This window comes from Halovivax gelatinilyticus (genome assembly GCF_024300625.1).
Classification (GTDB): domain Archaea; phylum Halobacteriota; class Halobacteria; order Halobacteriales; family Natrialbaceae; genus Halovivax; species Halovivax gelatinilyticus.
The window spans coordinates 2,488,658-2,514,345 of the sequence record NZ_CP101322.1 but is presented as its reverse complement, the minus strand read 5'-3'; the positions used below and the strand labels follow the sequence as shown (position 1 = coordinate 2,514,345).

The following is a 25,688-nucleotide window of genomic DNA, read 5'->3' as shown; positions in this document are numbered from 1 at the left end:
GTTAGCATCCAACTCAATAGTGAGGCGTGGTGGCGCCGTCGGGCGATCGACGAAACGAGCGACTACCGAATCGAACGTTCTGCGTACTGCGTTCGACGACGATCGAACAACGCCGCGATTACGGCCGAACGGGCCTCGTCGATGGCGGTACCGTCCGTCCCCTCACGGTTCGTCCCGACGCATCGCGATTTCGAACCAGGGACAGAGGCGGAGCTGACGGTACCACTCGGGGCGGGTTCGAAGTCGATCGTATGGCACCCACAGCAGTCCCGCAATCTCCGATTCGTCCGGGTCGAGACGGCGGTCGTCGAGCGTCACCTTGAGGACCGCACAGACCTCGTGCTCGACGCCGGCGTTCTCGAAGTAGCGCTTGTACTCGAATCGGTCGGTGAGCCGAAGGTCGTCGTACTGGTCGGGGGTGACGCCGAGTTCCTCTTCGAGGCGCTGTCGCGTGGCGGCCTCCTGACTCTGACCGCTGACCGGGTGCGAGGCGACCGTTCCGTCCCAGTAGGTTCCCCACAGACGCTTTTCCGGCGCCCGCTGGGCGAGTAAGATGTTACCGTCGCGATCGAAGACGAGCGAGGTGAACGCCCGGTGTCTGATCCCGTCGCCGGTGTGCGCTTCGAGCCGGTTGACGAGCCCCTGTTCGGTGTCGTCGGCGTCGACCGCGATGACGTCCTGTTTCGCGTTCGGATGGTCGGACGCGTCGTCGGACTGGCTGGGCATACCTCCACCCAGCACGACCGGGCCCAAACGCCTATCGGCTCGTGGCTATCACCGGTCGTCCGGTTCGATTCGATATCCGTCACCGACGGCCACGGACAACCGTGTCGGTGCCACCGCCACCGAGAGCCGATCCGTCTCCAGCACTTCGCCGTCGAGGCTGTACGGAACGGGACCACCAGCACTCTCGATCGAAACCGACGGCGTCCGGCGGCGGACGATGTGCTCGGTTTCGCGATCGAACAACCGCTCCAACCCGTTCTCGCCGACGAGCCCGCCCGTCGGGAGTTCGCCGATCACGATCACCTCGAAACAGCCGTCCTCGACGTTCGCCTGGGCCGTTCGACGGCCGGAAAACCGCCGGGCGTTGCCGACGAAGACGAACAGCGCCTCGCCGGTCCAGGAGGTCGGTCCACCGTCGGGCCCCGCCGTCGTCTCGACGCGAAGCGGGAGGGGGTCGAACTCGGTGACGCGGTCTACGGTCTCGCGAACGTACGCGAGGACGCCGAACTCGCGTTTTTGCTTCGACGTCGTGGCGCCGCTCGCCTCGGCGGTGATTCCGCCGACGCAGGAGTTGATGAACGCCCGGTCGTTCGCGAGGCCGAGATCGAGGGGGCGACGACGACCGCCTTCGAGCACGGAGAACGCCATCTCTACGTCGTCGACGCCGACGTTCGACGCGAAGTTGTTTCCCGTCCCCACCGGCACCACACAGAGCGTCGTCGAATCGAGGGCGTCGGCGTCGGCGATGCCGTTTACGACCCCGTTGACCGTTCCGTCGCCGCCGGCAGCGACGACCACGTCGACGTCGGGTGCGGCCTCGCGGGCGAGCTCCCGCGCGTCGCCGGCGGCGTCTGTGACGCGAACCTCGGCGTCGTACTCGCCCGCCAATTCGACGACCGTGTCCACGTGGTCTTCGCTCCCGCTGACCGGATTGAGGATGACGACACGTCGCTCGGAGGCCATGCACGAATCGGTACGAGTAGAAAGCGAAAAAGGGGCTCGCAGGCATACGTCGAACGAAGCCGTGTATCACGTCGATCTCCACGCACACACCCGGTTCTTCCACGGCCGGAAGGGCCTCGGCGACCGATTCGACCCGCTCGGCCACCGGCTGCTGCTCGCGACGGCCGGGAGACGCGGCTTAGACGGCGTCGCGACGACGAACCACGACTACTTTACGCGATTTGACTCGACCACTCCGGTGACGATCCCCGGAATCGAGATCTCGACCGACCGGGGGCACGTCCTCGTCGTCGGTCCGAATCCACCCGAGGCGACCGAGCCGGGTACCCTCACCCCCGCCGAAGCGGTCGAGCTGGCACACGAACGCGACTGCGCGGCGATCGTCGCCCACCCGTTTCGAAACAGCACCGTCCGCGAGGCAGCGGACGTCCCGTTCGACGCGGTCGAGGTCAACGGCAAACACCCGCGCTCGCGACCGCTCGTCGAAGCGGTGGCCGACCAGCTCGACCTGCCGCTGATCGGCGGGAGCGACGCTCACTTCCCCGTCGAGGTCGGTCGCGCCTACACGCGGATCGACGCCGACGAGCTGACGCCCGAATCGGTCGTCGACGCGATACGCGACGGGCGCGTCGACTTCGAGGTCGCGAACGGCTTGATCGATCGCGGAATCCGTCGCCTCTACCGGAGCGTCCACCGGAAGAAGGGGACGATCGGCGCCCTCGACGGCGACGTCGGACCCACGCCGGGCGTCGGGACACCGTCGGGCGAGGAAGCCGCCGACTCGAAATCCGACGGCGAGGACGTCCGGGACGAGCGCGAGCGAACCCGGTGAGCGCCGTCGGTCGAAACCGACACTGTCGACGGGGTGAGCGCAGCAACGTCGGCGTACCGATCACGAGGGTGACGGAAATTCGTTTCAGCGAGTCGTTATTACGTCGGTTCACCTACGCTCCAGTATGACCCCCGAACCGACGACTGGAACGAACGAGCGGACGGACGCCTCCACCTCGACCACCGTGACCGACGGGGCCGGAGCCTACCTCGCTTACCTCGGCACCGCGGAGGGACTCGCCACGTATCGGTGGGTCGGCGACGACTTCGACGCGGTCGGCCACGGCGCCGAGGGGAACGCCGTGCGAGACGTCGCGATCAACCCGGACGATCCGCTAGACGCGTACGTCGGTTGTGGCCTGCGCGGCTGGGGATTGTATCACACGGAAGACGGTGGACGAACGACGGAAACTGTCGGCTTCGAAGACCAGTGGGTCTGGGGCGTCACGCGCGATCCGACCGACCCCGAGACGGTGTACGTCGGGACCGAGCCGCCGATGCTGTACGTCTCACGCGACGGCGGCCGCACGTTCGAGGCGTATCGAGCGCTCGAGTCGCTCACGAGTCGCCCGTCGTGGACGTTCTTTCACGAACCGTTTCGCGCCGGCCACGTCCACGGCATCGCGATCCACCCCGACCGCCCGGATCGCCTCTTCGCCGGCGTCGAACACGGCGCGCTCGTTTACACGCACGATGCGGGCGAGACGTGGCACGAGGCGCTCGTCGGACGCGACCTCCACCGGATCGAGATCGACCCGACCGATCCGGATCGAGTGCTCGCCGCGACTGGAAGCGGACTGGAGGTTAGTGAGGATGCGGGCGGGACGTGGAAGTCGATCGAAGCCCTTCAGGGACGGTATCTCCACGCGATCATATTCGATCCGAACCGGCCGAACCGGCTCTTCGCCTACGCCGATCGCGACGGCGATCCGCTGGTTCGCAGCGACGACGGCGGGACGACGTGGGAGTCGATCGGCTCGGAACTTCCGGCCGCCCGACCGGCCGATACGCTTCGGCTCGTTCCCGGAACAGACGAGACGTTGCTGTACGCAGGCGACGAACCCGAAGACGGCGAGTCGAGTAGCCTGTATCTCAGCGACGACGCCGGAGAGACGTGGCGCGTACTGGCAGACGGACTCCCGAAGATCTGGCGACTCGAGGTAGTAGCCGTGTAACCGAGTGTGGCCTCACCTGCACTGTTCGTCGAGGATCCGCTGTACGGTTCGAGACAGTCATCCGCGCTGTTCGTCGAGGATCAGGCGGGTCTTCGTGTTGACGACTTCGTCCTGCTCGCGTGCGCGCGTGATGAGACCGTTTATCCCCCTGGTGTCGGCCGCGTCGACGACGAGGACGATATCGTCTTCACCGGAAACCTGCCAGGCGTAGTCGACTTCCTCCCATTCGGCCATCCGCTTCGTCGTCTCCCGGGTGTCGACGTCGACGGCGACGCCGATCTCGAGCATCGCTTTTACGTTCCCCGTGCGCGTGGTAACGGTAAACCGCTCGATGACGTCCGACTCGACCATCCGGTCGACGCGGTTTCGAACGGTGCCCTCGCTGGTGCCGACCTGTGCTGCGATCTCGGTGTACGGGGTGCGGGCGTCCCGACGGAGCACGTCGAGAATCTGTCGGTCGAGGTCGTCCATGGAGGTGCGACGGTACGGACGGATCGTACTTGATGATTACGAAAATCGTAACTCCGCTTCGAAGACAACACTTATGACCCTTCCACTGGTACGTATCTCGTAATGCCACCGGCCTACGTAGCACTGGAGGGCGGCCACGTGATCGAGGGGCGTGGTCGTTCACCGGGGACGGCCCGTGGGGAACTGGTTTTCACGACCGCCTACACGGGATACGAAGAGAGTTTGACAGACCCATCGTACGAAGAACAGATCCTGACGTTCTCGTACCCGCTGATCGGCAACTACGGCGTTCGCGAGGAGCGCTTCGAGTCCGATCGCGTTCACCCCCGAGCCGTCCTGGCCCGGGAGCTGACCGACGAGGTCGCAGACTGGCTCGCCGACGAGGGCGTGCCGGCCGTCGATCACCTCGACACTCGAGACATCGTCACCGACGTCCGCGACGGCGGCGCCATGCAGTGTGGGATCGCCGTCGGCGAGCACGCGACACCGGAAGACGCACTCGCCGAACTCGAGCGCTGCATCGCCATGAGCGACCACACCGAGATCGGCGCGCAAGTCAGCGTCGCCGAGACCGAAATCCACGGCGCCGACAACGACGGCGCGACCGTCGCGCTCGTCGACTGCGGAACCAAAGGCTCGATCATCGAGTCGCTGGTCGAACGCGACGCGACGGTTCACGTCCTGGCCCACGACGCGGCGCCCGCCGACGTCGACGCCATCGACGCCGACATCCTCTTCGTCTCGAACGGACCGGGCGATCCGCAGAACTACCGGGCGGCCGTCTCGCTCGTCCAGGAGTACGTCGACGAGCTCCCGATCGCCGGCATCTGTCTCGGCCAGCAGATCGTCTCGCTCGCACTCGGCGGCACCACCGAAAAGATGGCCTTCGGCCACCGCGGCGTCAACCAGCCCGTCATCGACCTCGAAACGGGGACGGTCGTCATGACCACCCAGAACCACGGCTACACCGTCGACGACCCCGGCCCGCGCCTCGAAGTCTCACAGCGAAACGTCAACGACGACACGCCCGAGGGCTTAGACGGCGTCGACTGCTCCGTCCTCACCCGCCAGTACCACCCCGAAGCCAACCCCGGCCCCGAAGACACCTTCGACTTCTTCGACGACGTCCTCGCGATGGCCGACGCGCCGCGGACCTCGGCGGCTCTCGCCTGCGACGACTGAATCCCTCGACGGCTCACGTCTCTCTTCTGCCGGTGTTCTCCTGACGGTTCGGTTCGATCAGCTCGAGCGAGCCGCGCCGATCGGCTAACTCCAGCCACAGCGCGGCGGCCACCGTAAAGTCGCCGGCGCTGGCGTAGCCGAGGCGGGCGTACGGTCGCCCGGAGAGCGACACCACTTCGAGGAACGTGCCGTGCTCGCGGCAGGTCGCCTCGACGCGTTCTCGCTCGCGGGCCGCCCGGCGGCGAAACCCGTCCCGGTAGGTCGCGTTCGCGTACATGAGGCTATTCCACGGCCAGACGTGGTAGTGGTAGTCGCGGTGGTAGACGAAGAACGGGTGGACCTCTCGGCGCGAGAACGGTCGTTCGCGCATACACAGCCCGTTCGGCGTCTCGAGCCGGTCGAGCGCGTTGACGATCGATCGGGTCCGGTCGCCGTCGATGAGATCGAAGTACAGCGGGACGACGTTCGCGTCGCAAGCGAGCACGCTCGAGTCCCGATGCTCCGCGAAGTGGGTTCCAGTCCAGAGGTGGGTCAGGAGGCCGTCGCGGATGGGCTGGGCGCAACCGGCGTACGTCGTCTCGACGCCAAGCGCGTCGAGTCGCTCGACCGCAGCGAGGAGCATCGCCGTGTTGTACGTCTCTCTCGGCGCGGCGGCCGAGTCCCACCACGAACTGCCGCTACCGGTGACGATCGCGCGCTCGTCGTCGAAAAACCGCTCACGATGACGCTCGGCGAGCGCGCTGATCGGTTCGGCGCTTGTTTCGAGCGCCTCGACCTCCGCCAGGAGTACCACCAGCGCCGGAAACGTATCGACGCCCTCGGCTGGCGTCGCCGCGGCGTACGTCCCGTGAACGTCGGTGTAGAAGACGTCCGCCGATTCGAGAACGTGTGTGAGCCGGTCGCCCGCTTCCCGGAGGGAATCGTCGTATCCGGCGACGCGAAAGCCGCGCGCGGCGAAACAGAGGTCTCTGGGCCAGACGCCCTCGAAGTGGCCGCCGGCGGTCGCGCCGGACGTGGCTCGCTCTGCGAGGATACGACGCGCCGCGGCCGTCGGGTCGCCCCGGTCGGGATAGCCACGGACTCGCGTGACGCCGTAATGGCGGAGCCGGCGCCACGCCTCGATCCCGTAGTATCGTGCGAATCGGTTCGCGGGTCGTGATCCGTTCATACACTCGCCAGTGACGTAGAGATCCCGGCGACGGGCCGTCGATACCGTCCTGTACCCGAACGGAAGCGATTCCGGACTCACCGCGTCGCAGGTCAGTTCGTCGGCGATCCGCCGGGCCCGTCGGGGTCGTCCGGGCCGGCCCCCGAGCGAGTCGCGTCGGCGTCCTCGACGTCCGATTCCGCGTCCGCCGCTCCGGCGTCTGCCGCCCTCTCATCCCCGATGTCAGCCTCGCCCGATTCGCCGTCGTCGACAGTGTCAGCCTCGCCCGATTCGCCGTCGTCTACGTGATCACCGCCGACGTCAGCGTCGGGATCCGCCTCGGGTTCGGTGGCTTCGGTCTGGGTCGGCTGGGCGTGAGCCGAGTCGGGGCCGACCGCTTCGCCGGGTTCGTCGGCCGTCGCCGGCGACGAGATGTCGATCGAGACGCCTTCGTCCGACGTGTGGCCCGGTCCGGACGGTTCGCGGCGGTGGGTCTCGCCAGCCGCGGCGTCGACGAGCGGTTCGCGCTGGTCGGCGGAACCGAGTTGTTCGGTCTCGGAATCTCGACCCGCCGGCCCGTTCCGGTCGTCAGCCAACCGCCGCTTTCGTATGCCGTACCGGATCAAGCCGATACCGACGAGCGCGCCCGCGAGCGCTCGCAGGCGACTGCTCCCCGCCGCTCGAACCGCGACGAGCAACGCGATGGCCCCGCCCACGAGCGCGAACGTTCCGTCCCTGGCACGCCTCGCCATCGACGGAATCGGCGTGGTCGAACGGTCCGTGTCAGCGGATTCGTCTCCCATAGTGACCACCCTTCGACGACCAGCCAGTTGAATCCCGGCCCGGCAACGCACACCCCGGCGCCCGAGTTATACCTGACTGGCCGTGGTAGCCGACTACCGATGCGGATATCGAACCTGCTCGCCGGCGATCGGTCGACACCCACCGGATTGGCGAACTTCGACTCGACGACGGCGTTCGTTCGCGCCAGCGCGAGCGCACTCCGTGGCGAAGCATTTCCGGCGCTCGGCATGATCCACCCCACATTACGTCCGCTCGCAAAACGGGTGAATCGACTCCCCAGATCGGTCAGAACGTCGTTGTACACGAGAGGTGGCGCGAACGAAGGCGTCGATCCGGACTCCCTCGGCGATATCGACGTCGAACGCTTTAGAGAGTGGGTCACGGCGCAGTATCCCGATCGCGGCTACCCGGCCGTCATCGTCGGATCGAGCAACGGCGCGGCGGTGCACCTCTCCGCGCTGCTCGGAATTCCGTACCTGCCCCAGACGTTTCTGGTCCCCGTTCGTCGATCGATGGACGCCGACGCCATCCGGGCGGACATCGCCTGGGGGCGAGAACACGCACCCGAGTTCCTTCGGGCGAATCCCGACGTCACCCTCGCCCAGATGCACGACCCGAATCAGGACCGCCTGATGGTCGAAAAACTGGCGTACTTCCGGACGAAGTCGCGCGTCCTCGGCCCGGCGTACGAGGAGTTCCTCGAGACGGTCCTCGAACCGGGCGGAACGATTCTCACGCTGGAGTGTACGTACGAGTGGCCGGCGATCGACCTCGGCGACCGGCACACGTTTCAGGTCGGCGGTCACGGCGGTCTCGAACCGACGGAGTACTACGAGGGGAGCGAACTCGTCGCCGACTTTCTCGCCGATCAGGGAGCCGGCATCCGCGCGTGGAACACGCCGGATCCGGACGTCGAGGTCCCAGAATCGGAGTGGGGGTTCGAGCCGAAGCTTCGCGACGACGTCGAACGATTCGCCCGCGAACGCGGACACGGTGTTCGTCGCCTCTCGTTCGACCACCCGGAGGACCTGAGTCCGTTCGTCGCGGACCTGTATCGCGACTACTACGCGACCCGGTCCGTCGAGTCGAATCGGTTGTTCGTCCAGTCGTTCGCCCTCCTCGAACCCTGGTGGACGCTGCGAACCGGATCGGTCCCGTACTGGACGGCGTTCAACACGCAGCCGAACGCCGACGCCCTGGAGTCGTACCTCTCGGCGACCGAGCCGTACGACGAGATCTGGGCGACGCTGTTCGCCCACGGTATCGAGTCCGCCGGCCTCGCCTCGATCGATCGCTGGCGGTCGGTATTGTCGGCCGCGCGAACCAGGAGCGGCTTCGTCGGCGTCGACGAGGCCGAGTTCCCCTACGACGTCGAGACCCACGTCCGATACCACGCGGACCTCCCGGAGACGATCCGCGCGCGGTACGCCCACCCGCCGCCGATGGCGTTCGATCGGTTCGAGGAGCGAGCGAACGATCTCGGACCCGAACGCGATATTCGCTTGCATACGACAGCCTCTCCGCACGCCGAGTGACGGCGGCTGCGCCCTCGAACCAGTGAAAACCGCTGACCGGTGAGATACCGCCTCAGAGCCGACGGATCACTCCGCGGCGTCGTCGAAACTGTACGTAACCGTCACCGACGCCGACACCGTCACCAGTCCGGATTCGACGTCGGTCGGCGGCCTCCCGGCATCGTCGTCCGCCACGTCCATCTCGTCGACCGTCGCCTCGACCGGGACGACGTCCACGGCGGTCGTCGAGACCGACCGGGTGCCGGTGAGGTCGACGCCGCGGTTGTCCGCGACGTGCTCGGCTTCCGCATCGGCGTTCGCGAGCGCCTCGTCGAGTGCCTGGGTTCGCAGCTCCGCGCGCGTCTCGTCGCGCACCCCGAATCTGATCCGGCCCACGTCGTCGGCCCCGGCGGCCGCCGTCTCGTCGATCACCTCGCCGACGCGATCGGGATCGTCGACGATCGCCCGAAACTGGTGGACGCCCTCGTACCGGGTGCCATTTCGCGGCTGGCGAACGTCGTATCGGCCCGATTCGACGTTCTCGTCGGGTATTCCGAGTTCCGCGAACGCCTCGCGCAGCGATTCAGCCGCCTCCGCGAGTTCGTCCGTCACGGCTGCAGCCGACTCACCGCGTGCCTCGACGCCGACGGTGAGCGTCGCCCGATTTGGCTCGGCCTCGACGAGTCCGTCCGCACGCACCTCGATCGCGTTCCCCGGGTCGTCGTCCGGTGGAGCGCCGCGAACCCCGGTGTCCGCATCCGTCGAGCCGTCGTCGGCGTTCGACCGGTCGTCGCCGTCTTCGAACGCGCTGGAGAGACAGCCGGCCGCAACCGTGAGGAGTGCGATTCCGCTCGCCCCGAGTACGTCTCGTCGCTGCATGGTCGGTACCCCACCAGCGCCGACCAAAACGTCTCGGCAAGCGAAAATGCTGATTTGACCGTCCCACCGTCGTGAACCGACCGAAGGCTTAGGTGACAGTCCCACGGTGTGTTAGCCATGAGCGAAAATCGCCTCGTCCTTCCGGTTGCCAATCCGGAGACGGCGGACCGATTGCTGGACACGGCGCTCGACGTGGCTCGCGATCGTGATCTCGAATTGCTGGTCGTCCACGTCGTCGAGGTGCCGATGCAACTCTCGCTGGTATACGCCAGAGAGGAACTCGACACGGAGTCGGGCGAGTCCGTCGTCAGCGACACCGTCGAACGAGCCCAGGCGTCCGGCGTCGACGCCACGGGTCTGATCCGATTCGGTCGGGACGTGGCCCGAAGCCTGGTAAACATGGCGGACAGTAGCGACGTCGAGGCAATTTTGCTCGGGTGGCGCGGTCGGCCCCGACGACGAAACATCGTCCTCGGCAGCTACATCGACACCGTCCTCGGCGAAGCCGACTGCGACGTCCTGGTAAAGCGGATCGACCGCGACGGCGGGCCGGTCGAGTCGATCCTCGTTCCGGTCGCCGGCGGTCCGCACACGGAGTACGCCGGTCAGATCGCCGGATCGGTCGCCCGCGGCCACGACGCGACGGTCGAACTGGTGACGGTCATCCCGCCGGCGGCCACGACCGAAGAAACTGAAGCCGCCCGGGACTTACTCACCCGGATCTCGCCGGAGCTCGGCGCCGTCGACTCGGTTACCGAGACGGTCCTTCGAAACGACGACGTGGTCGAGGCGATCGTCGAGCGAGCGGACGACCACGACGTGACGGTGCTCGGTGCCGCTCGCGGCGGACTCGTCCGTCGCGTCCTCGTCGGCGACGTCCCCGAATCCGTTGGTAGACGGGCCGACAGCGCCGTCATCATGTGCCGGCGGTACGAGGGACTCTCGCGTACGCTCTGGCGCCGGGTGAAGAAGGCGGGCTGGTGACGACCGGATGGCCGACGATCAGGGTTTTATCGGCAGTTCACCGCGTCCGTTCTCGCGCATGAACGCTCGGTTCCGATCCGGCCAGTCGAGCAATCGATCGCGCAGGAGGTCGCCGTCTTCAGTCCGCGGATCCGGCCCACCGAGTTTCGCGCTGATCGCGAGGAGGAGCCCGCCGCCGTAGCCGACGACCACCGTCACCAGGGTGAGGATACAGATCGAGACGAGCAACTGTAACAGGCGCGTCCGGAACGGTTTCTCCGAATAGGACCCGTCTTCGGCGTTCGAATCGGACATGTGTACCCGTAGACTTCCTGATAGATAAAGAAGGAATCGGTTGCCACGACGGACGGAGTCTGCTGATCGACGCCGCCGTTCACCATATCGCGCTTCTCACTCGCGTCGCTCTCGGAACCGCGCTGCTCACGGGTCGTTCCTCCCCGCTCGCCAGTACGCAGTTGTCGGCTCAGGGCCGAGAACCGCCTAATCGTGCCTGAAACTCCGTTGACCCGTAAACGCCATCGCCATCTCGTGTTCGTTCGCCGCCTCGATCACCTGGTCGTCGCGCTTCGAGCCACCGGGTTGAACCACCGCTTCGACGCCGGCCTTCGCCGCCTCCTCGATCCCGTCCGGGAACGGGAAGAAGGCGTCCGACGCCATCACGGCACCCTCGGCGTCCTTGCCCTCGGCGTGCTCGTCGGCTTTGATCGCCGCCAGTCGAACCGCGTCGACGCGCGAAACCTGTCCCATGCCGATGCCGACGGTCTCGGTGTCCTTCGCGAAGAGAATGCCGTTCGACTTGACGTGTTTCAGGGTTTGCCAGGCGAAGACCATCGTCTCTAACTGCTCGTCGGTCGGTTGGCGTTCGGTGACGACTTCCAGGTCGTCGACCGCGATCGACTGCCCGTCTCGCTCCTGGACGAGTCGGCCGCCGACGATCGGTTTCTCGGTGAATCGATCGGCGTAGACGCCCTCGCCCGAGTCGAACGCCCCCACGTCCAGTACGCGGAGGTTCTTCTTCGCACACAGTACGTCCAGGGCGTCGTCGGAATAGCCGGGCGCGACGACGACCTCCTTGAACGAGTCGGTGATCGCCTCGGCCGTCTCGGCGTCGCACTCACGGTTTATCGCGACGATCCCGCCGAACGCGCTCATCGGATCGGTCGAGAGCGCGCGGTCGTAGGCTTCGGCGAGGCTGTCGGCCGTGGCGCAGCCGGCCGGGTTGGTGTGCTTGATGACCGCCGCGGCTGGCTCGTCGAACTCCTTGATCAGGTTCAACGCGCCGTCTGCGTCGTTGTAGTTGTTGTACGAGAGCGCCTTCGCCCCCTCGTTTAGCTGCTCGGCGTGAACGACGCTCGCCTCCGCGCAGGTTCGGTCCGCGTACACCGCCGCATCTTGGTGTGGGTTCTCGCCGTAGCGAAGCGTATCGAGCCGGTCGTTCGAGACGATTCGACGGGCGGGCAAACCGTCGTGGTCGCCGTCCGCACTCGCCGCGTCCGCCTCGACGGTGACCGTTCCCGCCTCAAGGTCCACGTCGACGGCGTCGCGTGCGAACCACTCGACGGCTCGCGGGTAGGCCCGGAACTCGCCGTCGTAGAGGACGCGCTCTTTGAGCGCCTCCACGTCGTCACCATCGTAGATCGGAACCGGCTCCTGGGTGACGATCGGCCCGGCGTCGATCTCCGATTCGATCACGTCGCCGTCGTCGTCCGTCGCGTCGGTCACCACGTGGACGGTACAGCCCGTCACCGAGACGCCGGCGTCGATGGCGTCGCCCCAGGCGTCCATCCCGGGAAACGCCGGCAGCAGCGACGGGTGAACGTTCAGCGTCGTCGGCGCCTCGTCGAGAAACGTCTCCGAGAGGATCCGCATGTAGCCGTCGAGACAGACCAGGTCGACGTCGTAGCCCGACAACGCGTCGAGGACGGCCCGCTCGTGGTCGCGTCGATCCATCCCGTCTTCGAGTGGAACGACCTCGGTCGCAACGTCCCGTTCGGCCGCCGACGCCAGGATCGGCGCGTCGGCGTCGTAGGTTAGTACGACCGACAGCTCGGCCCCGCCCGGCCGCCGATCCGCGATGTTCATCAGGTTTCGCCCCCGGTTGCCCGCCATTCCGGCGATGCGCGTCATAGGCGACACTGCGCCGAGGCGAATCAAAGGGGTTCTGATTCGGCCGGTGCGTGCACTCCGGTATCAGCCGTCGTCGGCGCAGTCGGGGTCGTCGGAAGGTTTCGCGCTCGGCCTTTCGATACGCTTTTTCGGGCTCGCAGACGACTCACGGGCATGACAGACAGGGATTCGCTGTACGCCGTCTCCCCGCTCGACGGTCGCTACGCCGATCGGACGGAACCGCTTCGACCGTACGCCAGTGAGGCCGGACTCATGCGGGCACGCGTCCGCGTCGAGGTCGAATACCTCATCGCAGTGGCCGACCTCGAGGCGACACCGCTCGAACTCGACGAGCGGACGCGTGAGGAGCTACGGGCCGCATACGAGGACTTCGACGCGGACGACGCGGCCATCGTAAAGGAGATCGAGACCACCGGCCACGGCCCGTTCGAGGCGACCAACCACGACGTGAAAGCCGTCGAGTACTTCCTCCGCCTGCAGCTTCCGGACGGGAGCGACGCCGTCCCGTGGATCCACTTCGGGCTGACGAGCGAGGACGTCAACAACCTCGCCCACCGACTGCTCGTCCGCGACGCCGTCACCGACGTGATTCTGCCCGCCCTGACCGACGTGTGCGACGAACTCGGAGACCAGGCTCGCGAGCACCAGGATCGAGCGATGCTCGCGCGGACGCACGGCCAGCCCGCGACGCCGACCACGTTCGGCAAGGAGATGGCCGTCTACGCCTCCCGGCTGGGACGCGCGATCGATCGGGTCGAGACCGCGACCGGCGACCTCCGCGGCAAGCTCGGCGGGGCCTCGGGCACCTACGCCGCCCACCACGCCGCCTACCCCGACGTCGACTGGTCTGCGTTCGCCGAAACGTTCGTTACCGAACTCGGCCTCGACTTCGAACCGCTCACCACGCAGGTCAACCCGTGTGACGATCTCGCGGCGCTGTTCGACGCACTCCGCGGTGCGAATCGAATTCTGCTCGACCTCGACCTGGACGAGTGGCTCTACGTCTCCGATCGGTACCTCGGCCAGGAGGCCGCCGCCGGCGAAACCGGTTCGTCGACGATGCCGCACAAGGTGAACCCGATCGACTTCGAAAACAGCGAGGGCAACCTCTCGAAGGCGAACTCGGACCTCCACTTTCTGGCCGACTACGTCACCACCTCGCGCCTCCAGCGCGACCTCTCCGACTCGACGGTCAAGCGCAATATCGGCGCCGCGTTCGCCCACTGCCTGATCGGCTACACGAAGAGCCGCGACGGCCTCTCGAAGGTGACGCCGACAGACCGGGTGATGGACGACGAACTCGCAGAGACGCCGGCGGTGATCGGCGAAGCGGTCCAGACCATCCTCCGGCGCGAAGGTCGCGACGACGCCTACGAACGGGTCAAGGACCTCACCCGGGGCCAGCAGGTCACCATCGAGGACTTCCACGATCTCTTTGCCGAGCTGGACGTCGACGAGGCGGTCCGCGAGGAGCTTCGGGCGCTAACCCCGGCCGGCTACACCGGCGTCGCCTCGGAACTGGTCGAGAAACTCGACGAGTAGCAACGGAGAGGTCGCACCCGTCGGTCGAGGCGGCGTCGATCCAGTAGGACTTTCTACGCGGCTGCCTAACTGCCCCCAATGATCGGCCAGGCCGCCTCGAACGCGCCGGGAATGATCGACTTGCTCTTTCCGGAGATCGCGACGATACTCCTCTTCGTCGTCGCCCTTATCTGTCTGATCGCGTTACTGTACATCTCGCTCAACTGGGACTGACGCGTACGGGAGAAGAGCGACTTATGTTGAGTATTTAATATATACCAGAGCGGTTCGACGTCGCCGAAACCCGCGCCACCGACTCAAACCGACCGTTCGGTGATTTTCGCCATCGTCTCCTCGCCGAGGTTGCGCGCGAGAAGCGGAATGTCGGCTTCGTAGAGCCACCGACTCACCAGCGCGTAGTGGACGCCACACTCGATCGCGATCCACCACTTCGTCAGCTCGTCTTCGTGGAACATCGTCCGAAGCCGCTCGTCGGACGGTCGTCGGTCGAGCAACGATCCGCCGAATCCGTCGCCGTCGTCTAAGTGGATCGCACCGCGGTGTTCTAACAGGTAGGCGATGAGGTACGCCGCCCCCTGGTCGTCGAGCGTTCGATTCTCGCCGAGTGACTCCTTCCAGTCGTCGTAAACGGTCTTGACGGCCGTCGCCGGCACCTCGTCGTCGAAATCCGGCGCGTGGCGCTGCACGAAGGGCTGGAGTTCCTCGCCCGGGACACCCCGAACGGCGATGACGTCTTCCCACGGCACCGGGTCCATCGGGTCCATACCCGTCCTGGGGACCAAACTGATAAAGTTGTTGGGGTGTTCGTCGCGAGCGAAGCTATCCAGGGGCGAGCCAGTCGCGACGACCGGGCCGAAAATCCGGCCAGGTCGACCGAACCGAAAATCCGGCGTGGAAACTCGATCCAGTCGGCCAATCTGGCCCGTCAGAAGTCGTAGGGCCAGTCGCCGATGATCTTCATTCCCTCCGCGAGGTTCGCCTCCTCCAGATCCGCGGCGATGGATTCGGGGTCGCGATGGGCGACCTCAAAGTCCTCGCGCGCGAGTTCGACCGCGAGATCGGCGAGGACGATCGACTGCTCGCGGTGGTTGCGTCGGTCGAGTTTGTCGAACGTGTCGGCGAACGTGTGGCCCCAACCCCGACCGCTCTCGCCGGTCTCGCTCATCATCATGTAGCCCGGGACGCCCCACTGGACGTACGGCCAGTGATCGCTGTGGGGCTGGGGTTCGGGTGCGATCGAGAGCGGGTGATCGTACCGATCGCCGACCGTCTCGGCGAGCGACGCCAGTTCGTCGAATCCGTTCGGAAAGGCCCGAAGCGTTCGCCCGCGGGTGACGCCGTCGTTGTTGAGAATCGCTTTGACGCCGTCGTGGTCGCGCCGATCGGCGTCGACGGCCGAACCGACGAGACCGATCTCCTCCGAACCGAAGGCGACGAACTCGACGCGCGTCTCGAGTTCGTCCTCCCGGCTCGCCAGCGCGTTGGCGATCTCGACGACCATCGCCGTTCCGGCGGCGTTGTCCATCGCACCCTCGGCGATGTCGTGGGCGTCGACGTGGCTCGTCACGAGCACGCGCTCGTCCGTCTCCGGGCCGAGTTCGGCGTGAACGTTCTGACTCGTCGCCGGGTGGACGTCAGCTTCCACCGCGACGGTAACGGAATCCCCGTCGAATCGGCGGGCGAGACGGGCACCGACCTCGGAGCTGACGCCGATCGCCGGAATATCGCCGATCGGGTCCTCGGGCGTCCCGACGCTGCCCGTCGGCGGGAGACAGCCCTCGACGTGGTTCCGGTAGACGAACGCCGCGGCCCCGGCTTCCACCGCGTGGTAATACTTCTCGCGGCGGTGAATGTACCGATCGAAGTGATCCGGCACGTCCGATCGAGCCATCGCGACCGCCCCGTCGAGGTCGGCGTCGGCGAAGTCCTCGGGCAGGCCGTAGCCGACGTCGACGAGTTCCGCCGTCACCTCGCCCGCCGGACTCCGCGGCAGCGCGATGCAGTCTTGCTCCGCTCCGCCGGCGGCGAGGCGACTCGTCCCGCGCGTCCAGCCCTGAATGTCGTACTCCTCCAGTCGAACGGTTCGCGCGCCGACCTCGGCGAGGGCGTCGCGCGTCAGTTCGGCCCCCTCGCGCTCACCGTCGCTGCCGGCCATCCGGTTGCCCACGTCGACCAGTTCCTCGAGCAGCGACCAGCCGACGTCGCTCGTGTACGTCTCCGCGATCCACTCCGTCATGTGACTGCGTGTCGCGGGCGGACGCCTAAACGTTCTGGTCGCGGAACCGACAGCCGGAACGAGGATCGATTCCGTCGAAACGCCACCCGCCAGTGCAGAAGCTATTTCACGTCGCTTACTCGAACATCGGGCGATGTCGGTCCCGCGACTCCTCCACCTGTCCGACCTGGAGACGATTTACGACGATCCACGCCGCCTCGCTCGGCTCGCGGGCGCCGTAGACGCCGCCCGCGACGACCGGACGATCGTCGTCGGCACCGGCGACACGACCGCGCTGGGAGCGCTGGCGTTCGAACGCGGGGAGGGTCGCGCCGTCGCCCGCCCGTTCTACGAACACGTCGCCCCGGACGCGGACACGCTCGGCAACCACGAGTTCGACCTCGGCGTCGACGGCGCCCTGGAGTGGGCCACGACGACGCCCGGGGCGCACCTCGTGGCCAACGCGGCCGGCGACGACCGATGGAACGGCATCGAGCCGAGCACCGTCGTCACCTGCGCCGGCCAGCGGATCGGACTGATCGGGATCGTCCACCCGGAGACGTGCGAACTGAGCGGACTCGACCTCGACGTGGAGTTTACCGACCCGGTCCAGGCCGTGCGGATGGCGGTCGACCGGCTCGGCGAACGCGATCCGGACTGGCTCGTCGTCTGCTCGCACGCCGGCCCGATCGACCGGGAGATCGCGGCTGGGACCGACGTCGACGTGATCCTCGGCGGCCACGACCACGACGAGGTCTGCGAGCGGGTCGACGGGACGCTCCTCGCCCGCACCGAAGGCGGCCAGGCCGGCACGTTCCAGCTCGTCGAACTCGACGATCGGCCCGGGGTCACGACCAGGTCGATCGACGACGCTCAACCCGTCGAGTCCGTCGAGACGACCTATCGCGACCTGACCGCCGCGTGCGGGCTGACCGACGAACTGGGGCGGCTCGCAGAACCGCTCGATCACCCGGCGACGGTGACGCTCGTCGCCGACGCCTACCGCACCCGCGGCGAGGCGGACGTCGGACTCGTCGCGGCCGCGTCGGTCAGGAGCGGACTCCCCGCGACCGTCACGCGAGGGGACGTCATCGGCGTCGTCCCCTTCGAATCGCGCCTGCACGTCCACCGCCTATCGGGCGAATCGCTGCAGGCCATCGCCGCCCGCTGCGCGGATTCGTCGAGCGCCATCCACGGCGGACTCGCCACTGCCGGCCTCACCGCAGAATACGACGCCGTACCGCTGGTCGCCGACGAGCCGATCGACCCGACGGCGACCTACCGGCTCGGCTGTATGAGTTATCTCACCGTCGTCGGCGCCGTTCCCGAGCTGGATCGTGACACGCTCGTCGAATCGCGTGGCCCCCAGCACGAACACGTCCTGGCAGCGGTCGAAGACGCGGTGGACGACGCGCACGAATACGATCGGTAAGTGGTGATTCGCTCGACGTCGCCGATGGTTTCACGATCGAATTAGATTGTACAAATGCCGCCACGGTGCCTCCTGCGAGTGCCGACGACGGCCAGGTACCAACCAGTACGCAAAAAGCTTGCTACTGAAGCCGCGACTCGGCAGGACCCCCCGAACAAAACGTACAAATCGTGGAACGTGTATTGGCCGAACGTAGCGAAGGAAGAAATAAATCGATGGACCGACGCACCGTCCTGTCGCGGGGAGTCGCCGTCGCAGGTACCGTGGGATTGGCCGGGTGTGGTCAGCTACAGCGGTACAGCAATTACACACCCGCGACGGAATCCGATGGGTTGCTCACCGCCCGGCGTCTGCGACGCCACCTCGATTTTCGAGCGCTCCAGCCGACATCGCACGCGGCGGTCGGCGGTGCGTCGATCGACGAACTTCGAGCCGTCTCGACGCACCTTCCCGAAGGGTACATCGAGAGTCAGTTCGCCCCGTTTCGAAACACCCCGTACCCGTTCCCGGCGCTGGAACGCGTCGACGAACAGATCTGGACCGCGTCCGATTCGATCGGTGTCGTGGCCCTTCGGGGTTCGATCGACGTCGCGCGAAAGCTCGAGTTCTTCGAGTCGCACGCGATCGAACCGACCGCGACCAGCGGAGCGTTCGACGTGTATCGGCTGGACGGGAGACGGGCGATCGGGTTCGATCACGACTGGCTGCTCGAATCGGTCGACTCCGACCGCCCCGTTTCCGCCGTCTACGACCAGTACCACTGTGCGAACGGACAACACGGAATCGATCCCGCCAGCGGCCGCGGATGTGGAAACGGCCTCCTCGAACCGTCCCGCCAGGCACTCTCGGTCGTCGTGAGAGGACTTCCTCCCGGTCACCTCGGTTACGTCCAGTCGCCAGGACCCACCTACGGCGTCACCGACAGCGAATTGGAGACGACTCCCGCGATCGGATACACGTACGCGATCGACGGTGCGACGACGAATATTACGATGACCGTCGCCTTCACCGACGACACGGACGCCTCCGTCGAACGGCTCGACTCGCTGATGGGCCAGACACATGGACTGACAAGACCGACCGATCCCGCATACGATCTAACTGGCCGGTTCGGACGGGTTCAAGGAACGATTCCGACGAACGACCTCGAAACCGTCTGAGAGATCAGGTAGCGGTCATCGCGTCCGACGGGAGATCAGTCGGCCGGCTTCATACCCCGCCACAAAACGCTCGAACCGTCGTTTCCAGCGCCTCGGCGGCCGCGCGAACGTCGTCCACCCGGACGTATTCGCGATCGGCGTGGGCGACGGGCCCCTCCGCGTCGGCGAGCACACCCGGTCCGAAGACGACCGTCGGGGCGCGGGGCGAAAAGTACGACGCCTCGGTCGCCGCCCCGAACGGGCGAACCTCGCCGCCGGCCGCCGCGGCGAGCGTCTCGACGATCGGTTCCGACGGTTCGGTCGCCCAGGCCTCGAAGAACGGCGTCGGCCGCTCGGTGAACGAGAAGGAGACGTCGACGCCGGGCGGACAGTGCGCTCGCAGGTGGTCGACGAGCGAGGCGCGAAATGATTCAGGGGTCTCCGGCGGGACGGGACGGCGATCGACGGTTATACCGGCGCTCGCCGGCACCTGATTGGTCGCCTCGCCGCCCTCGACGACCGTCGGCGTGAGCGTCGGCTCGCCGAGTTGCGGGTGAGCCGTCGGGGCCGCCGGTCGGTCGTGAAACGTCCGGAGCGCCTGTACGACGTCACCGAGCGCGTCGACCGCGTTCGCTCCGGTCTCGGGCTCGGCGGCGTGAGCGCGCTCGCCGCGTAGTTCGATCGTACCCTCGAACCGGCCGGGTGCGGCGGTGCAGACGTCGAGGCCCGTCGGCTCGCCGACGATCACGGCGTCTGCGGTTCCGAACGGCGGTGCGGGTTGTGCCGACCCGTCATCGGGGTTCGCCAGCGCGTAGGCGCCGGTCGAATACACTTCCTCGTCCGGCGTCAACACGAGCGAAAGCCGACCGTCACCGATGTCTGCCGCGAGAAACGCGGCGAGCATCGACGCGAGCGGTCCCTTCGCGTCGCACGCACCGCGACCGAACAGCCGCGATCCGTCGTCGGACCACTCGACGTCGAGGTGCGGTGAGACCGTATCGAGGTGGGTGTTGAAGACGAGGTGCGTTCCGTCCGAACCGGTCGGACCGCGACTCGCGAGGAGGGTGCCGGCGTCGTCGACGCGGACGTCGACGTCGCTCGCTTCGAGCGTCGAACGGACGAACTCGCGCATCCGTTCGACCGACGAACACGATGGAATCGCGACAGCGGCCTCGAGAAAGTCGATCGGGTCGAACGATCCAGATTGGCGGTCGGCGTCTGTGCGGGCGGTCATCGGTCGGATCCCGCACGCTGAACGGACACCTGCGTTTCGAACTCGCGAACGACGGGACCGGCGAGGACGGCGCGACCGAGATCGTCGAAGTCGACGGACAGGTCGCCGCCGGGCGGTCGGACGAGTATCGACGAGGCCTCGTCGATCCGGCCGGTCTCGATGGCGGCCGTCGCGATCGCCACGGCGCCGGTGCCACACGCGGCCGTCTCGGCTTCGACGCCCCGCTCGTACGTCCGCTGGCGAAACGCCGGACGATCGTCGTTCGCCCGGTCGCGATCCGGACTCGCGACGGTGAGGTTGGTTCCCCGCGGGAACGCCTCGGCGTGGCGAACCGCGGGCCCGAGCCGGGAGAGGTCGACGGAATCGACGTCGTCGACGAACGCGACGACGTGCGGGACGCCGGTGTTCACGGCCGTCGCGGTGAGCGTCGCGGCCTCGACGTCCATCCCGTCGGGCTCGATACCCAGGTCGGCGAGCGGTCGATCGACGATCGGATCGTCGGCAGACACCGGTACGGTGGCAGGTTCGAACGACGGACGACCCATCTCGACCGAGATCCGGCTCTCGTCGACGGTGCCCGATCCTTCCGATGCGGGTTCGATTCGTTCGGCCCGGCGGGAGCCGGCCTGCGTGTCGATCATGACGGAATTTTCCCCGGTTCGTGCCATCGCCCACGCCGCAGCACAGCGAGCGCCGTTTCCACACATCGGCGCCGTCGAGCCGTCGGGCTGAACGAGCGTCATCACCACGCGTGGTGGCGTAAACTGCGATTCGAGTGCCAGAAAGAGGACCCCGTCGGCGCCGAGGCCGTCCGTCCGATCGCAGACGCGCGAAGCGAACGCTCGCCGATCGGCGACCGGCTCGTCGGCGTCGACGACGACGAAGTCGTTTCCGGTGCCGTGGTACTTCGCGACCGCGACGGTTCGATCCGCGGCGACGGTGCTCATTCGCCCACCTCGGGAATCCTCGTCGAATCGGTCGCCGACCCGCGAGTCAATTCCGTCCACCGGTCCGTCCCGCCGTCGGGTCTTCCCCGTTCGAGTCGGGTCAGGTCGGCCAGCGTCTCCCGTCGCCGGGCGATCCGGGCGTCGCCGTCGTCCACGACGACCGAGGCCGGTCGCGGGCGCGAGTTGTACGCGCTCGCCATCTCGTAGCCGTAGGCGCCGGCGTTGCCGATCGCCACGACGTCGTCGCGCTCGAGCCTCGGAAGCGATCGGTCCGTACAGAAGACGTCCGCGCTCTCACAGATCGGGCCGGTGACGGTCTGTCCGACGAGTTCGCGTTCGTCGACGCAACTGGCTTCGTCGCGAGCGAGCGGCCGAATCGCGTGGTAGGCGTCGTACAGCGCCGGTCGGGCCAGCGTCGACATCCCCGCGTCGACGCCGACGACCGTCGTCTCCGGCGTCTCCTTGACCGTGTTCACCCGCGAGAGCAGGACGCCGGCGTCGGCGACGAGGTATCGTCCGGGTTCGATCACCAGTCGAGCGTCGAGGTCGGAGAGGCCCGTTCGCGTGGCGTTCGCCACCGCCGCGAGATCGAGCGGCGAATCGTCCTCGCGGTAGGGAACGCCGAATCCGCCGCCAACGTCGACGAACTCGAGCGAGTCGACCGCCGCGTCGACGTCCGTCGCGATGGCGGCGACGCGGTCGACGAACCGCCGGTGGGCGTCGATCTGCTCGTCGTCGAGGACGCCCGAGCCGACGTGGGCGTGGACGCCGACGAGGTCGAATCCGCGAGAGACGGCGGACTCGGCCACCGAGACGATCCGATCGGCGGGGATGCCGAACGTGACGTCGCCCCCGGTCCGAACGGCCTCGTGGTGGCCGGCGCCGACGCCGGGGTTGACGCGCAGACAGAGTCGGCCGTCGTAGCCGAGTTCCGCGAGTCGGTCGACCGTGTCCCGGGCGCCAGCCGTTATCGTCAGATCGGGTTCGTCGGTCCACGCGTCGACGACGTAGGCGAGGTCGGCCCGGGGCGGATTTACCGCCGTGTAGTGAATTCGGTCGCCGGACGCCCCGGCCGCGAGCGCGCGGTGAACCTCCCCCGCCGAGGCGCACTCGATCGTCGCTCCCTCGTCGAGCACCGTCTCGAGGCCGTCAGAGAGCGCGTTCGCCTTCGCCGCGTAGCAGATCTCCGCGTCGGGAAACGCCGCCGAAAGCCGGCGGTAGTTCGCCCGGACGCGGTCGAGATCGAGGACGAAAAGCGGCGTGCCGTGCTCGTCGGCCAGCGAGCGCAGCGAGGCGTCGTCCCAGTCGCCGAGGCGTCGCACGCGTTCGTCCGCGTCCGTCGCGATCGACGGCGTGGCGATCGGAGCCTCGTCGCTCACGATCGTAACACCCCCTCGCGTTCGGTCGCCTCGAGGGTACGGTCTTCGAGCGTCGTGGCGACGACCGCCGGCTTGTAGGCGCCGCCGTCGAAGAGGTCGTGGTCGCCGATCGACGACTCGACGAAGCGGGTGAACGCCCGTCGCTCCGGCGGCAGTCGACCGTATCTGACTTCCTCGTCGACGAGGTCGTACACCGGAATGCGCGGGGTGAGGAGCGTGTTCTCGCCGACGACGGAATCTTCGCCGACGACGAAACCAGAGGTGACGCGACAGCCGGCGCCAAGCGAGACGCCGTCTTCGATCACGACCGGCGCGTCCTCGACCGGTTCGAGCACGCCGCCGATCAGCGTATTCGCCCCGAGCTTGACGTCAGCGCCGATCTGGGCGCAGGAACCGACGGTGTCACAGGAGTCGACGAGCGTCCCGTCGCCGACGTGGGCGCCGATATTGACGAACGACGGACTCATCAGGATGCAGTCGCTCCCGACGTGGGCCCCGCGGCGGACGACCGTGCCGTCGGGCGTGTTTCGCGTCACGCGATCGCCGTAGGAGGCGGTGTCGGCGAGCGGGAGGACGTCGTTGTACGCGACGTCGCCGTACTCGCGGGCGGTGGTTTGACGCAGGCCGAATGTGAGCAAGATCCCCCGCTTTACCCACTCGTTGGCCTCCCAGGAGCCGTTCCGGGCCTCGGCGGCCCGTACTTCGCCCGATTCGAGCGCGTCCAGGAAGGTGTCGAGCGTTTCGAGGTCGGATTCGGTCGCCGTCGACGCGTCGATCCGGTCTGCATCGTAGCGCGTCCACAGGCCGTTAATGGCCGATTCGAGGCCGCTCATGTTTCGATCACCTCGGCAAAGGCGTACCGACCGGGATCGCGGCCGGCGAGCCAGGCCGCCGCGTCGAGCGCCCCGGCGGCGAACACGCCGCGGTCACCGGCACGGTGGGTCAGGCGGAGTTCCTCGTGATCGCCCGCGAGCACAACCTCGTGCTCGCCGGCGATGGCGCCCGCTCGGATCGAGTGGACGCCGATTTCGTCGGCGTCGCGAGGAGAGTCGCCGACGCGACCGTGGACGCGCTCGCTCGCGTCGCGTTCCGATTCGACGGTCTCGAGGAGCGAGAGCGCGGTCCCGCTCGGGGCGTCTCGCTTTCCCGCGTGGTGGGTTTCGACGAGTTCGATATCGTAGTCGGGAAGGCTCCGAACCGCCCGGGCGCAGAGCGCGTCGAGAACGGCGATCCCGCGCGAGAAGTTCGCCGCGCGCAGGAGTGGGATTCGCTCGCTCGCGGCTCGTAGGCGGCGCTCGTGGGAGTCGTCGAGTCCGGTCGTGCCAGTGACGAAGGCGACGCCGGCGTCCGCGCAGGCGTCGGCGTAGGTCGCCGTCGACACGGGTGCGGTGAAGTCGACGACGACGTGAGGTTCGCGGTCGGCGACGAGCCGGTCGAACGCGTCCGCCGACTCGATCTCGACGGCCTCGATCGGCTCGTCCGGGGGAGAACGGGCGACGGCGAGGACGACCTCGAACGCGGGTCGATCGCTCGCGGCGGCGAGCACTTCCCGCCCCATGCGGCCGGTCGCGCCGGTGACGCCGAGCCGAATCGATCGTCGGCCGTCGGTCATCGTCGATCGTTCGGTATCGGCCACCGTCGATCGTCGATCGTCGGCCACCGTCGAATGGCGAGGATCGCCCAGCGTCAATCGTTCGCCGTCGGTCATCGGTGATTCACCGGCGTCGTCGCCTCGGGTGAGATCGGGTCGTACGATTCGAGCACCGCCCGGAGTTCCTCGCGGTGTTCGGGAGCGAGACGCGAGAGCGGGGGCCGGAGGTGTGGCGGGAAGTCCTCGCGGATCGCCAGCGCTTCCGTGACGGGAATCGGGTTCGTCTCGACGAAGAGCGCTCGGTAGAGGGGGCCGAGTTCGTGGTGTCGGCCGCGTGCGCGTTCGTACTCCCCGTCGAGGGCCGCCTCGACCATCGCGACCGTTCGCGCGGGTTCGACGTTCGCGACGACGCTGATCGTGCCCGTCCCGCCGACCGAACAGATCGGGAGCGTGAGCGCGTCGTCGCCCGAGAGGATCGAGAAGTCCTCGTCTCGGGTCCGCTCTGCGATCTCGCCGATGGCGTTCAGGTCGCCCTCCGCGGCCTTGTAGCCCGCGACGTTCGGGTGGGCGGCGAGGTCGACGACGGTGTCGGGTTCGACGGTCTGGCCCGTCCGAGAGGGGACGTTGTAGATGATCTGCGGGACGTCGATCGCGTCGGCGATCGCCCGGTAGTGGTCGCCCAGTCCGCGCTGTTCGGGCTTGTTGTAGTACGGCGAGATGAGTAGCAGGGCGTCGGCGCCCGCGTCTGCGGCTCGCTCGGAGAGTTCGAGCGCCTCGCGGGTGTTGTTCGAACCGGTGCCGGCGATCACGGGAACGTCGGAGACGGCGTCGATGACGGCCTCGATCACGCGGACGTGTTCGTCGTGGGTGAGCGTCGCGGACTCGCCCGTCGAGCCGACGGGGACGAGGCCCGCCACGCCAGCGGCTTCGAGTCGGCTGGCGTCGGCGCGGAGTGTTTCGAAGTCGATACGGCCGTCGGCGTCGAACGGCGTGCACATCGCCGGGAAGACGCCGGTCAGGTCTACGTCGTGGGTCATCTGGTCTGGGTTCGGGTGGGCCAATGGCCCGGGTGGCCGCACTCGACCCGTCGGGTTCGATCTGTCGGGTCGAAACGGCCGATCTGGTGTCGAAAATCCACAGCGGTGGATTCGATCAGTTCGTCGTCGAATCCGAGTGCACCCGAAACGGGGACGCCACGCCCGCTCCGAGCACTAATAGGAGCGTTTTTTACCGAATTTAAAAGCTGTCGAGCCGCCGATAGCCGGGAGCCGACGGTCGGCGGTAGCGTCGCTCACGGCTGGCATCGACGTGCCGTGAGCGACTGGTCGCATTAGCAGGATTGATTCGGTCCGAGTACTTAGCCGTTGCGTCTCGGACCAGTACGTGGACGGTTCGAGATTCGGTCA

Annotated in this window: 25 protein-coding genes; 9 read left to right on the top strand and 16 right to left on the bottom strand. The window is 67.3% G+C overall.

Annotated elements, in window-relative coordinates; translation table 11 throughout:
* Positions 1 to 162: 162 nt before the first annotated feature.
* Both NKH31_RS11890 and NKH31_RS11885 read right to left on the bottom strand, forming a co-directional pair.
* Positions 163 to 726: an NUDIX hydrolase gene (locus tag NKH31_RS11890; protein ID WP_254862015.1), complete on the bottom strand. Its 564-nt coding sequence runs from the start codon at positions 724 to 726 to the stop codon at positions 163 to 165.
* A gap of 48 nt (positions 727 to 774) precedes the next feature.
* On the bottom strand, positions 775 to 1,689 hold the full coding sequence (locus NKH31_RS11885; RefSeq protein WP_254862014.1) for a diacylglycerol/lipid kinase family protein: 915 nt from the start codon (positions 1,687 to 1,689) through the stop codon (positions 775 to 777).
* A 61-nt stretch (positions 1,690 to 1,750) separates the two neighbouring features.
* On the opposite strand from NKH31_RS11885, the gene NKH31_RS11880 reads away from it, so the two are divergent.
* Both NKH31_RS11880 and NKH31_RS11875 read left to right on the top strand, forming a co-directional pair.
* A complete protein-coding gene (locus tag NKH31_RS11880; protein WP_254862013.1) occupies positions 1,751 to 2,521 on the top strand; it encodes a PHP domain-containing protein in 771 nt (256 codons plus the stop codon).
* 124 nt (positions 2,522 to 2,645) lie between these two features.
* A complete protein-coding gene (locus NKH31_RS11875; RefSeq protein ID WP_254862012.1) occupies positions 2,646 to 3,695 on the top strand; it encodes a VPS10 domain-containing protein in 1,050 nt (349 codons plus the stop codon).
* A 57-nt stretch (positions 3,696 to 3,752) separates the two neighbouring features.
* Here NKH31_RS11875 and NKH31_RS11870 read toward each other — a convergent pair whose 3' ends face one another.
* Complete coding sequence (locus NKH31_RS11870; RefSeq protein WP_254862011.1) at positions 3,753 to 4,166, bottom strand: Lrp/AsnC family transcriptional regulator; 414 nt, start codon at positions 4,164 to 4,166, stop codon at positions 3,753 to 3,755.
* Between the two features lie 102 nt (positions 4,167 to 4,268).
* Between NKH31_RS11870 and carA the strand changes: the two genes are divergently transcribed.
* Positions 4,269 to 5,348, top strand: coding sequence for a glutamine-hydrolyzing carbamoyl-phosphate synthase small subunit (carA, locus tag NKH31_RS11865; protein WP_254862010.1), 1,080 nt, complete (start codon positions 4,269 to 4,271; stop codon positions 5,346 to 5,348).
* A 13-nt stretch (positions 5,349 to 5,361) separates the two neighbouring features.
* On the opposite strand, the gene NKH31_RS11860 is transcribed toward carA, so the two are convergent.
* Both NKH31_RS11860 and NKH31_RS11855 read right to left on the bottom strand, forming a co-directional pair.
* Positions 5,362 to 6,516, bottom strand: coding sequence for a hypothetical protein (locus NKH31_RS11860; protein ID WP_254862009.1), 1,155 nt, complete (start codon positions 6,514 to 6,516; stop codon positions 5,362 to 5,364).
* Between the two features lie 92 nt (positions 6,517 to 6,608).
* Complete coding sequence (locus NKH31_RS11855; protein WP_254862008.1) at positions 6,609 to 7,298, bottom strand: hypothetical protein; 690 nt, start codon at positions 7,296 to 7,298, stop codon at positions 6,609 to 6,611.
* A gap of 99 nt (positions 7,299 to 7,397) precedes the next feature.
* Here NKH31_RS11855 and NKH31_RS11850 point away from each other — a divergent pair, with 99 nt between their 5' ends.
* Complete coding sequence (locus NKH31_RS11850; RefSeq protein ID WP_254862007.1) at positions 7,398 to 8,834, top strand: hypothetical protein; 1,437 nt, start codon at positions 7,398 to 7,400, stop codon at positions 8,832 to 8,834.
* 66 nt (positions 8,835 to 8,900) lie between these two features.
* Here NKH31_RS11850 and NKH31_RS11845 read toward each other — a convergent pair whose 3' ends face one another.
* Complete coding sequence (locus tag NKH31_RS11845) at positions 8,901 to 9,692, bottom strand: SIMPL domain-containing protein (RefSeq protein ID WP_254862006.1); 792 nt, start codon at positions 9,690 to 9,692, stop codon at positions 8,901 to 8,903.
* A gap of 117 nt (positions 9,693 to 9,809) precedes the next feature.
* Between NKH31_RS11845 and NKH31_RS11840 the strand changes: the two genes are divergently transcribed.
* Complete coding sequence (locus tag NKH31_RS11840) at positions 9,810 to 10,676, top strand: universal stress protein (protein ID WP_254862005.1); 867 nt, start codon at positions 9,810 to 9,812, stop codon at positions 10,674 to 10,676.
* Between the two features lie 18 nt (positions 10,677 to 10,694).
* Here the strand turns inward: NKH31_RS11840 and NKH31_RS11835 are convergent, their stop codons facing one another.
* Both NKH31_RS11835 and purH read right to left on the bottom strand, forming a co-directional pair.
* The gene (locus NKH31_RS11835) at positions 10,695 to 10,970 is read right to left on the bottom strand and encodes a hypothetical protein (RefSeq protein ID WP_254862004.1); all 276 of its coding nucleotides are present in this window, start codon (positions 10,968 to 10,970) and stop codon (positions 10,695 to 10,697) included.
* 186 nt (positions 10,971 to 11,156) lie between these two features.
* The gene (purH, locus tag NKH31_RS11830; RefSeq protein WP_254862003.1) at positions 11,157 to 12,803 is read right to left on the bottom strand and encodes a bifunctional phosphoribosylaminoimidazolecarboxamide formyltransferase/IMP cyclohydrolase; all 1,647 of its coding nucleotides are present in this window, start codon (positions 12,801 to 12,803) and stop codon (positions 11,157 to 11,159) included.
* A gap of 153 nt (positions 12,804 to 12,956) precedes the next feature.
* Between purH and purB the strand changes: the two genes are divergently transcribed.
* Together purB and NKH31_RS17705 are read left to right on the top strand one after the other, a co-directional pair.
* Positions 12,957 to 14,345 (top strand): adenylosuccinate lyase, encoded by a 1,389-nt coding sequence (gene purB / locus NKH31_RS11825; protein WP_254862002.1) that lies wholly within the window; start codon positions 12,957 to 12,959, stop codon positions 14,343 to 14,345.
* 78 nt (positions 14,346 to 14,423) lie between these two features.
* Positions 14,424 to 14,558 carry a hypothetical protein gene (locus tag NKH31_RS17705; RefSeq protein WP_256547889.1) on the top strand — a complete coding sequence of 45 codons (135 nt, stop codon included), beginning with the start codon at positions 14,424 to 14,426 and terminating at the stop codon, positions 14,556 to 14,558.
* An 83-nt stretch (positions 14,559 to 14,641) separates the two neighbouring features.
* On the opposite strand, the gene NKH31_RS11820 is transcribed toward NKH31_RS17705, so the two are convergent.
* Together NKH31_RS11820 and NKH31_RS11815 are read right to left on the bottom strand one after the other, a co-directional pair.
* Positions 14,642 to 15,109, bottom strand: coding sequence for a hypothetical protein (locus NKH31_RS11820; protein WP_254862001.1), 468 nt, complete (start codon positions 15,107 to 15,109; stop codon positions 14,642 to 14,644).
* A gap of 161 nt (positions 15,110 to 15,270) precedes the next feature.
* Positions 15,271 to 16,581 (bottom strand): M28 family peptidase, encoded by a 1,311-nt coding sequence (locus NKH31_RS11815; RefSeq protein ID WP_254862000.1) that lies wholly within the window; start codon positions 16,579 to 16,581, stop codon positions 15,271 to 15,273.
* A 133-nt stretch (positions 16,582 to 16,714) separates the two neighbouring features.
* On the opposite strand from NKH31_RS11815, the gene NKH31_RS11810 reads away from it, so the two are divergent.
* A complete protein-coding gene (locus NKH31_RS11810) occupies positions 16,715 to 17,992 on the top strand; it encodes a bifunctional metallophosphatase/5'-nucleotidase (RefSeq protein ID WP_254861999.1) in 1,278 nt (425 codons plus the stop codon).
* 215 nt (positions 17,993 to 18,207) lie between these two features.
* A complete protein-coding gene (locus NKH31_RS11805; RefSeq protein ID WP_254861998.1) occupies positions 18,208 to 19,152 on the top strand; it encodes a hypothetical protein in 945 nt (314 codons plus the stop codon).
* Between the two features lie 49 nt (positions 19,153 to 19,201).
* On the opposite strand, the gene NKH31_RS11800 is transcribed toward NKH31_RS11805, so the two are convergent.
* The 6 genes from NKH31_RS11800 to dapA form a co-directional block, all read right to left on the bottom strand.
* The gene (locus NKH31_RS11800) at positions 19,202 to 20,365 is read right to left on the bottom strand and encodes a M20 family metallopeptidase (protein WP_254861997.1); all 1,164 of its coding nucleotides are present in this window, start codon (positions 20,363 to 20,365) and stop codon (positions 19,202 to 19,204) included.
* A complete protein-coding gene (gene dapF, locus NKH31_RS11795; RefSeq protein ID WP_254861996.1) occupies positions 20,362 to 21,312 on the bottom strand; it encodes a diaminopimelate epimerase in 951 nt (316 codons plus the stop codon). Before dapF ends, NKH31_RS11800 begins: the two co-directional genes overlap by 4 nt.
* A complete protein-coding gene (lysA, locus tag NKH31_RS11790; RefSeq protein ID WP_254861995.1) occupies positions 21,309 to 22,691 on the bottom strand; it encodes a diaminopimelate decarboxylase in 1,383 nt (460 codons plus the stop codon). Before lysA ends, dapF begins: the two co-directional genes overlap by 4 nt.
* On the bottom strand, positions 22,688 to 23,524 hold the full coding sequence (locus NKH31_RS11785; RefSeq protein ID WP_254861994.1) for a 2,3,4,5-tetrahydropyridine-2,6-dicarboxylate N-succinyltransferase: 837 nt from the start codon (positions 23,522 to 23,524) through the stop codon (positions 22,688 to 22,690). The genes lysA and NKH31_RS11785 overlap by 4 nt, the downstream gene beginning before the upstream one ends.
* A complete protein-coding gene (dapB, locus tag NKH31_RS11780; RefSeq protein WP_254864804.1) occupies positions 23,521 to 24,303 on the bottom strand; it encodes a 4-hydroxy-tetrahydrodipicolinate reductase in 783 nt (260 codons plus the stop codon). Before dapB ends, NKH31_RS11785 begins: the two co-directional genes overlap by 4 nt.
* Before the next feature lie 92 nt (positions 24,304 to 24,395).
* Positions 24,396 to 25,319 (bottom strand): 4-hydroxy-tetrahydrodipicolinate synthase, encoded by a 924-nt coding sequence (dapA, locus tag NKH31_RS11775; protein ID WP_254861993.1) that lies wholly within the window; start codon positions 25,317 to 25,319, stop codon positions 24,396 to 24,398.
* Between the last annotated feature and the right edge of the window lie 369 nt (positions 25,320 to 25,688).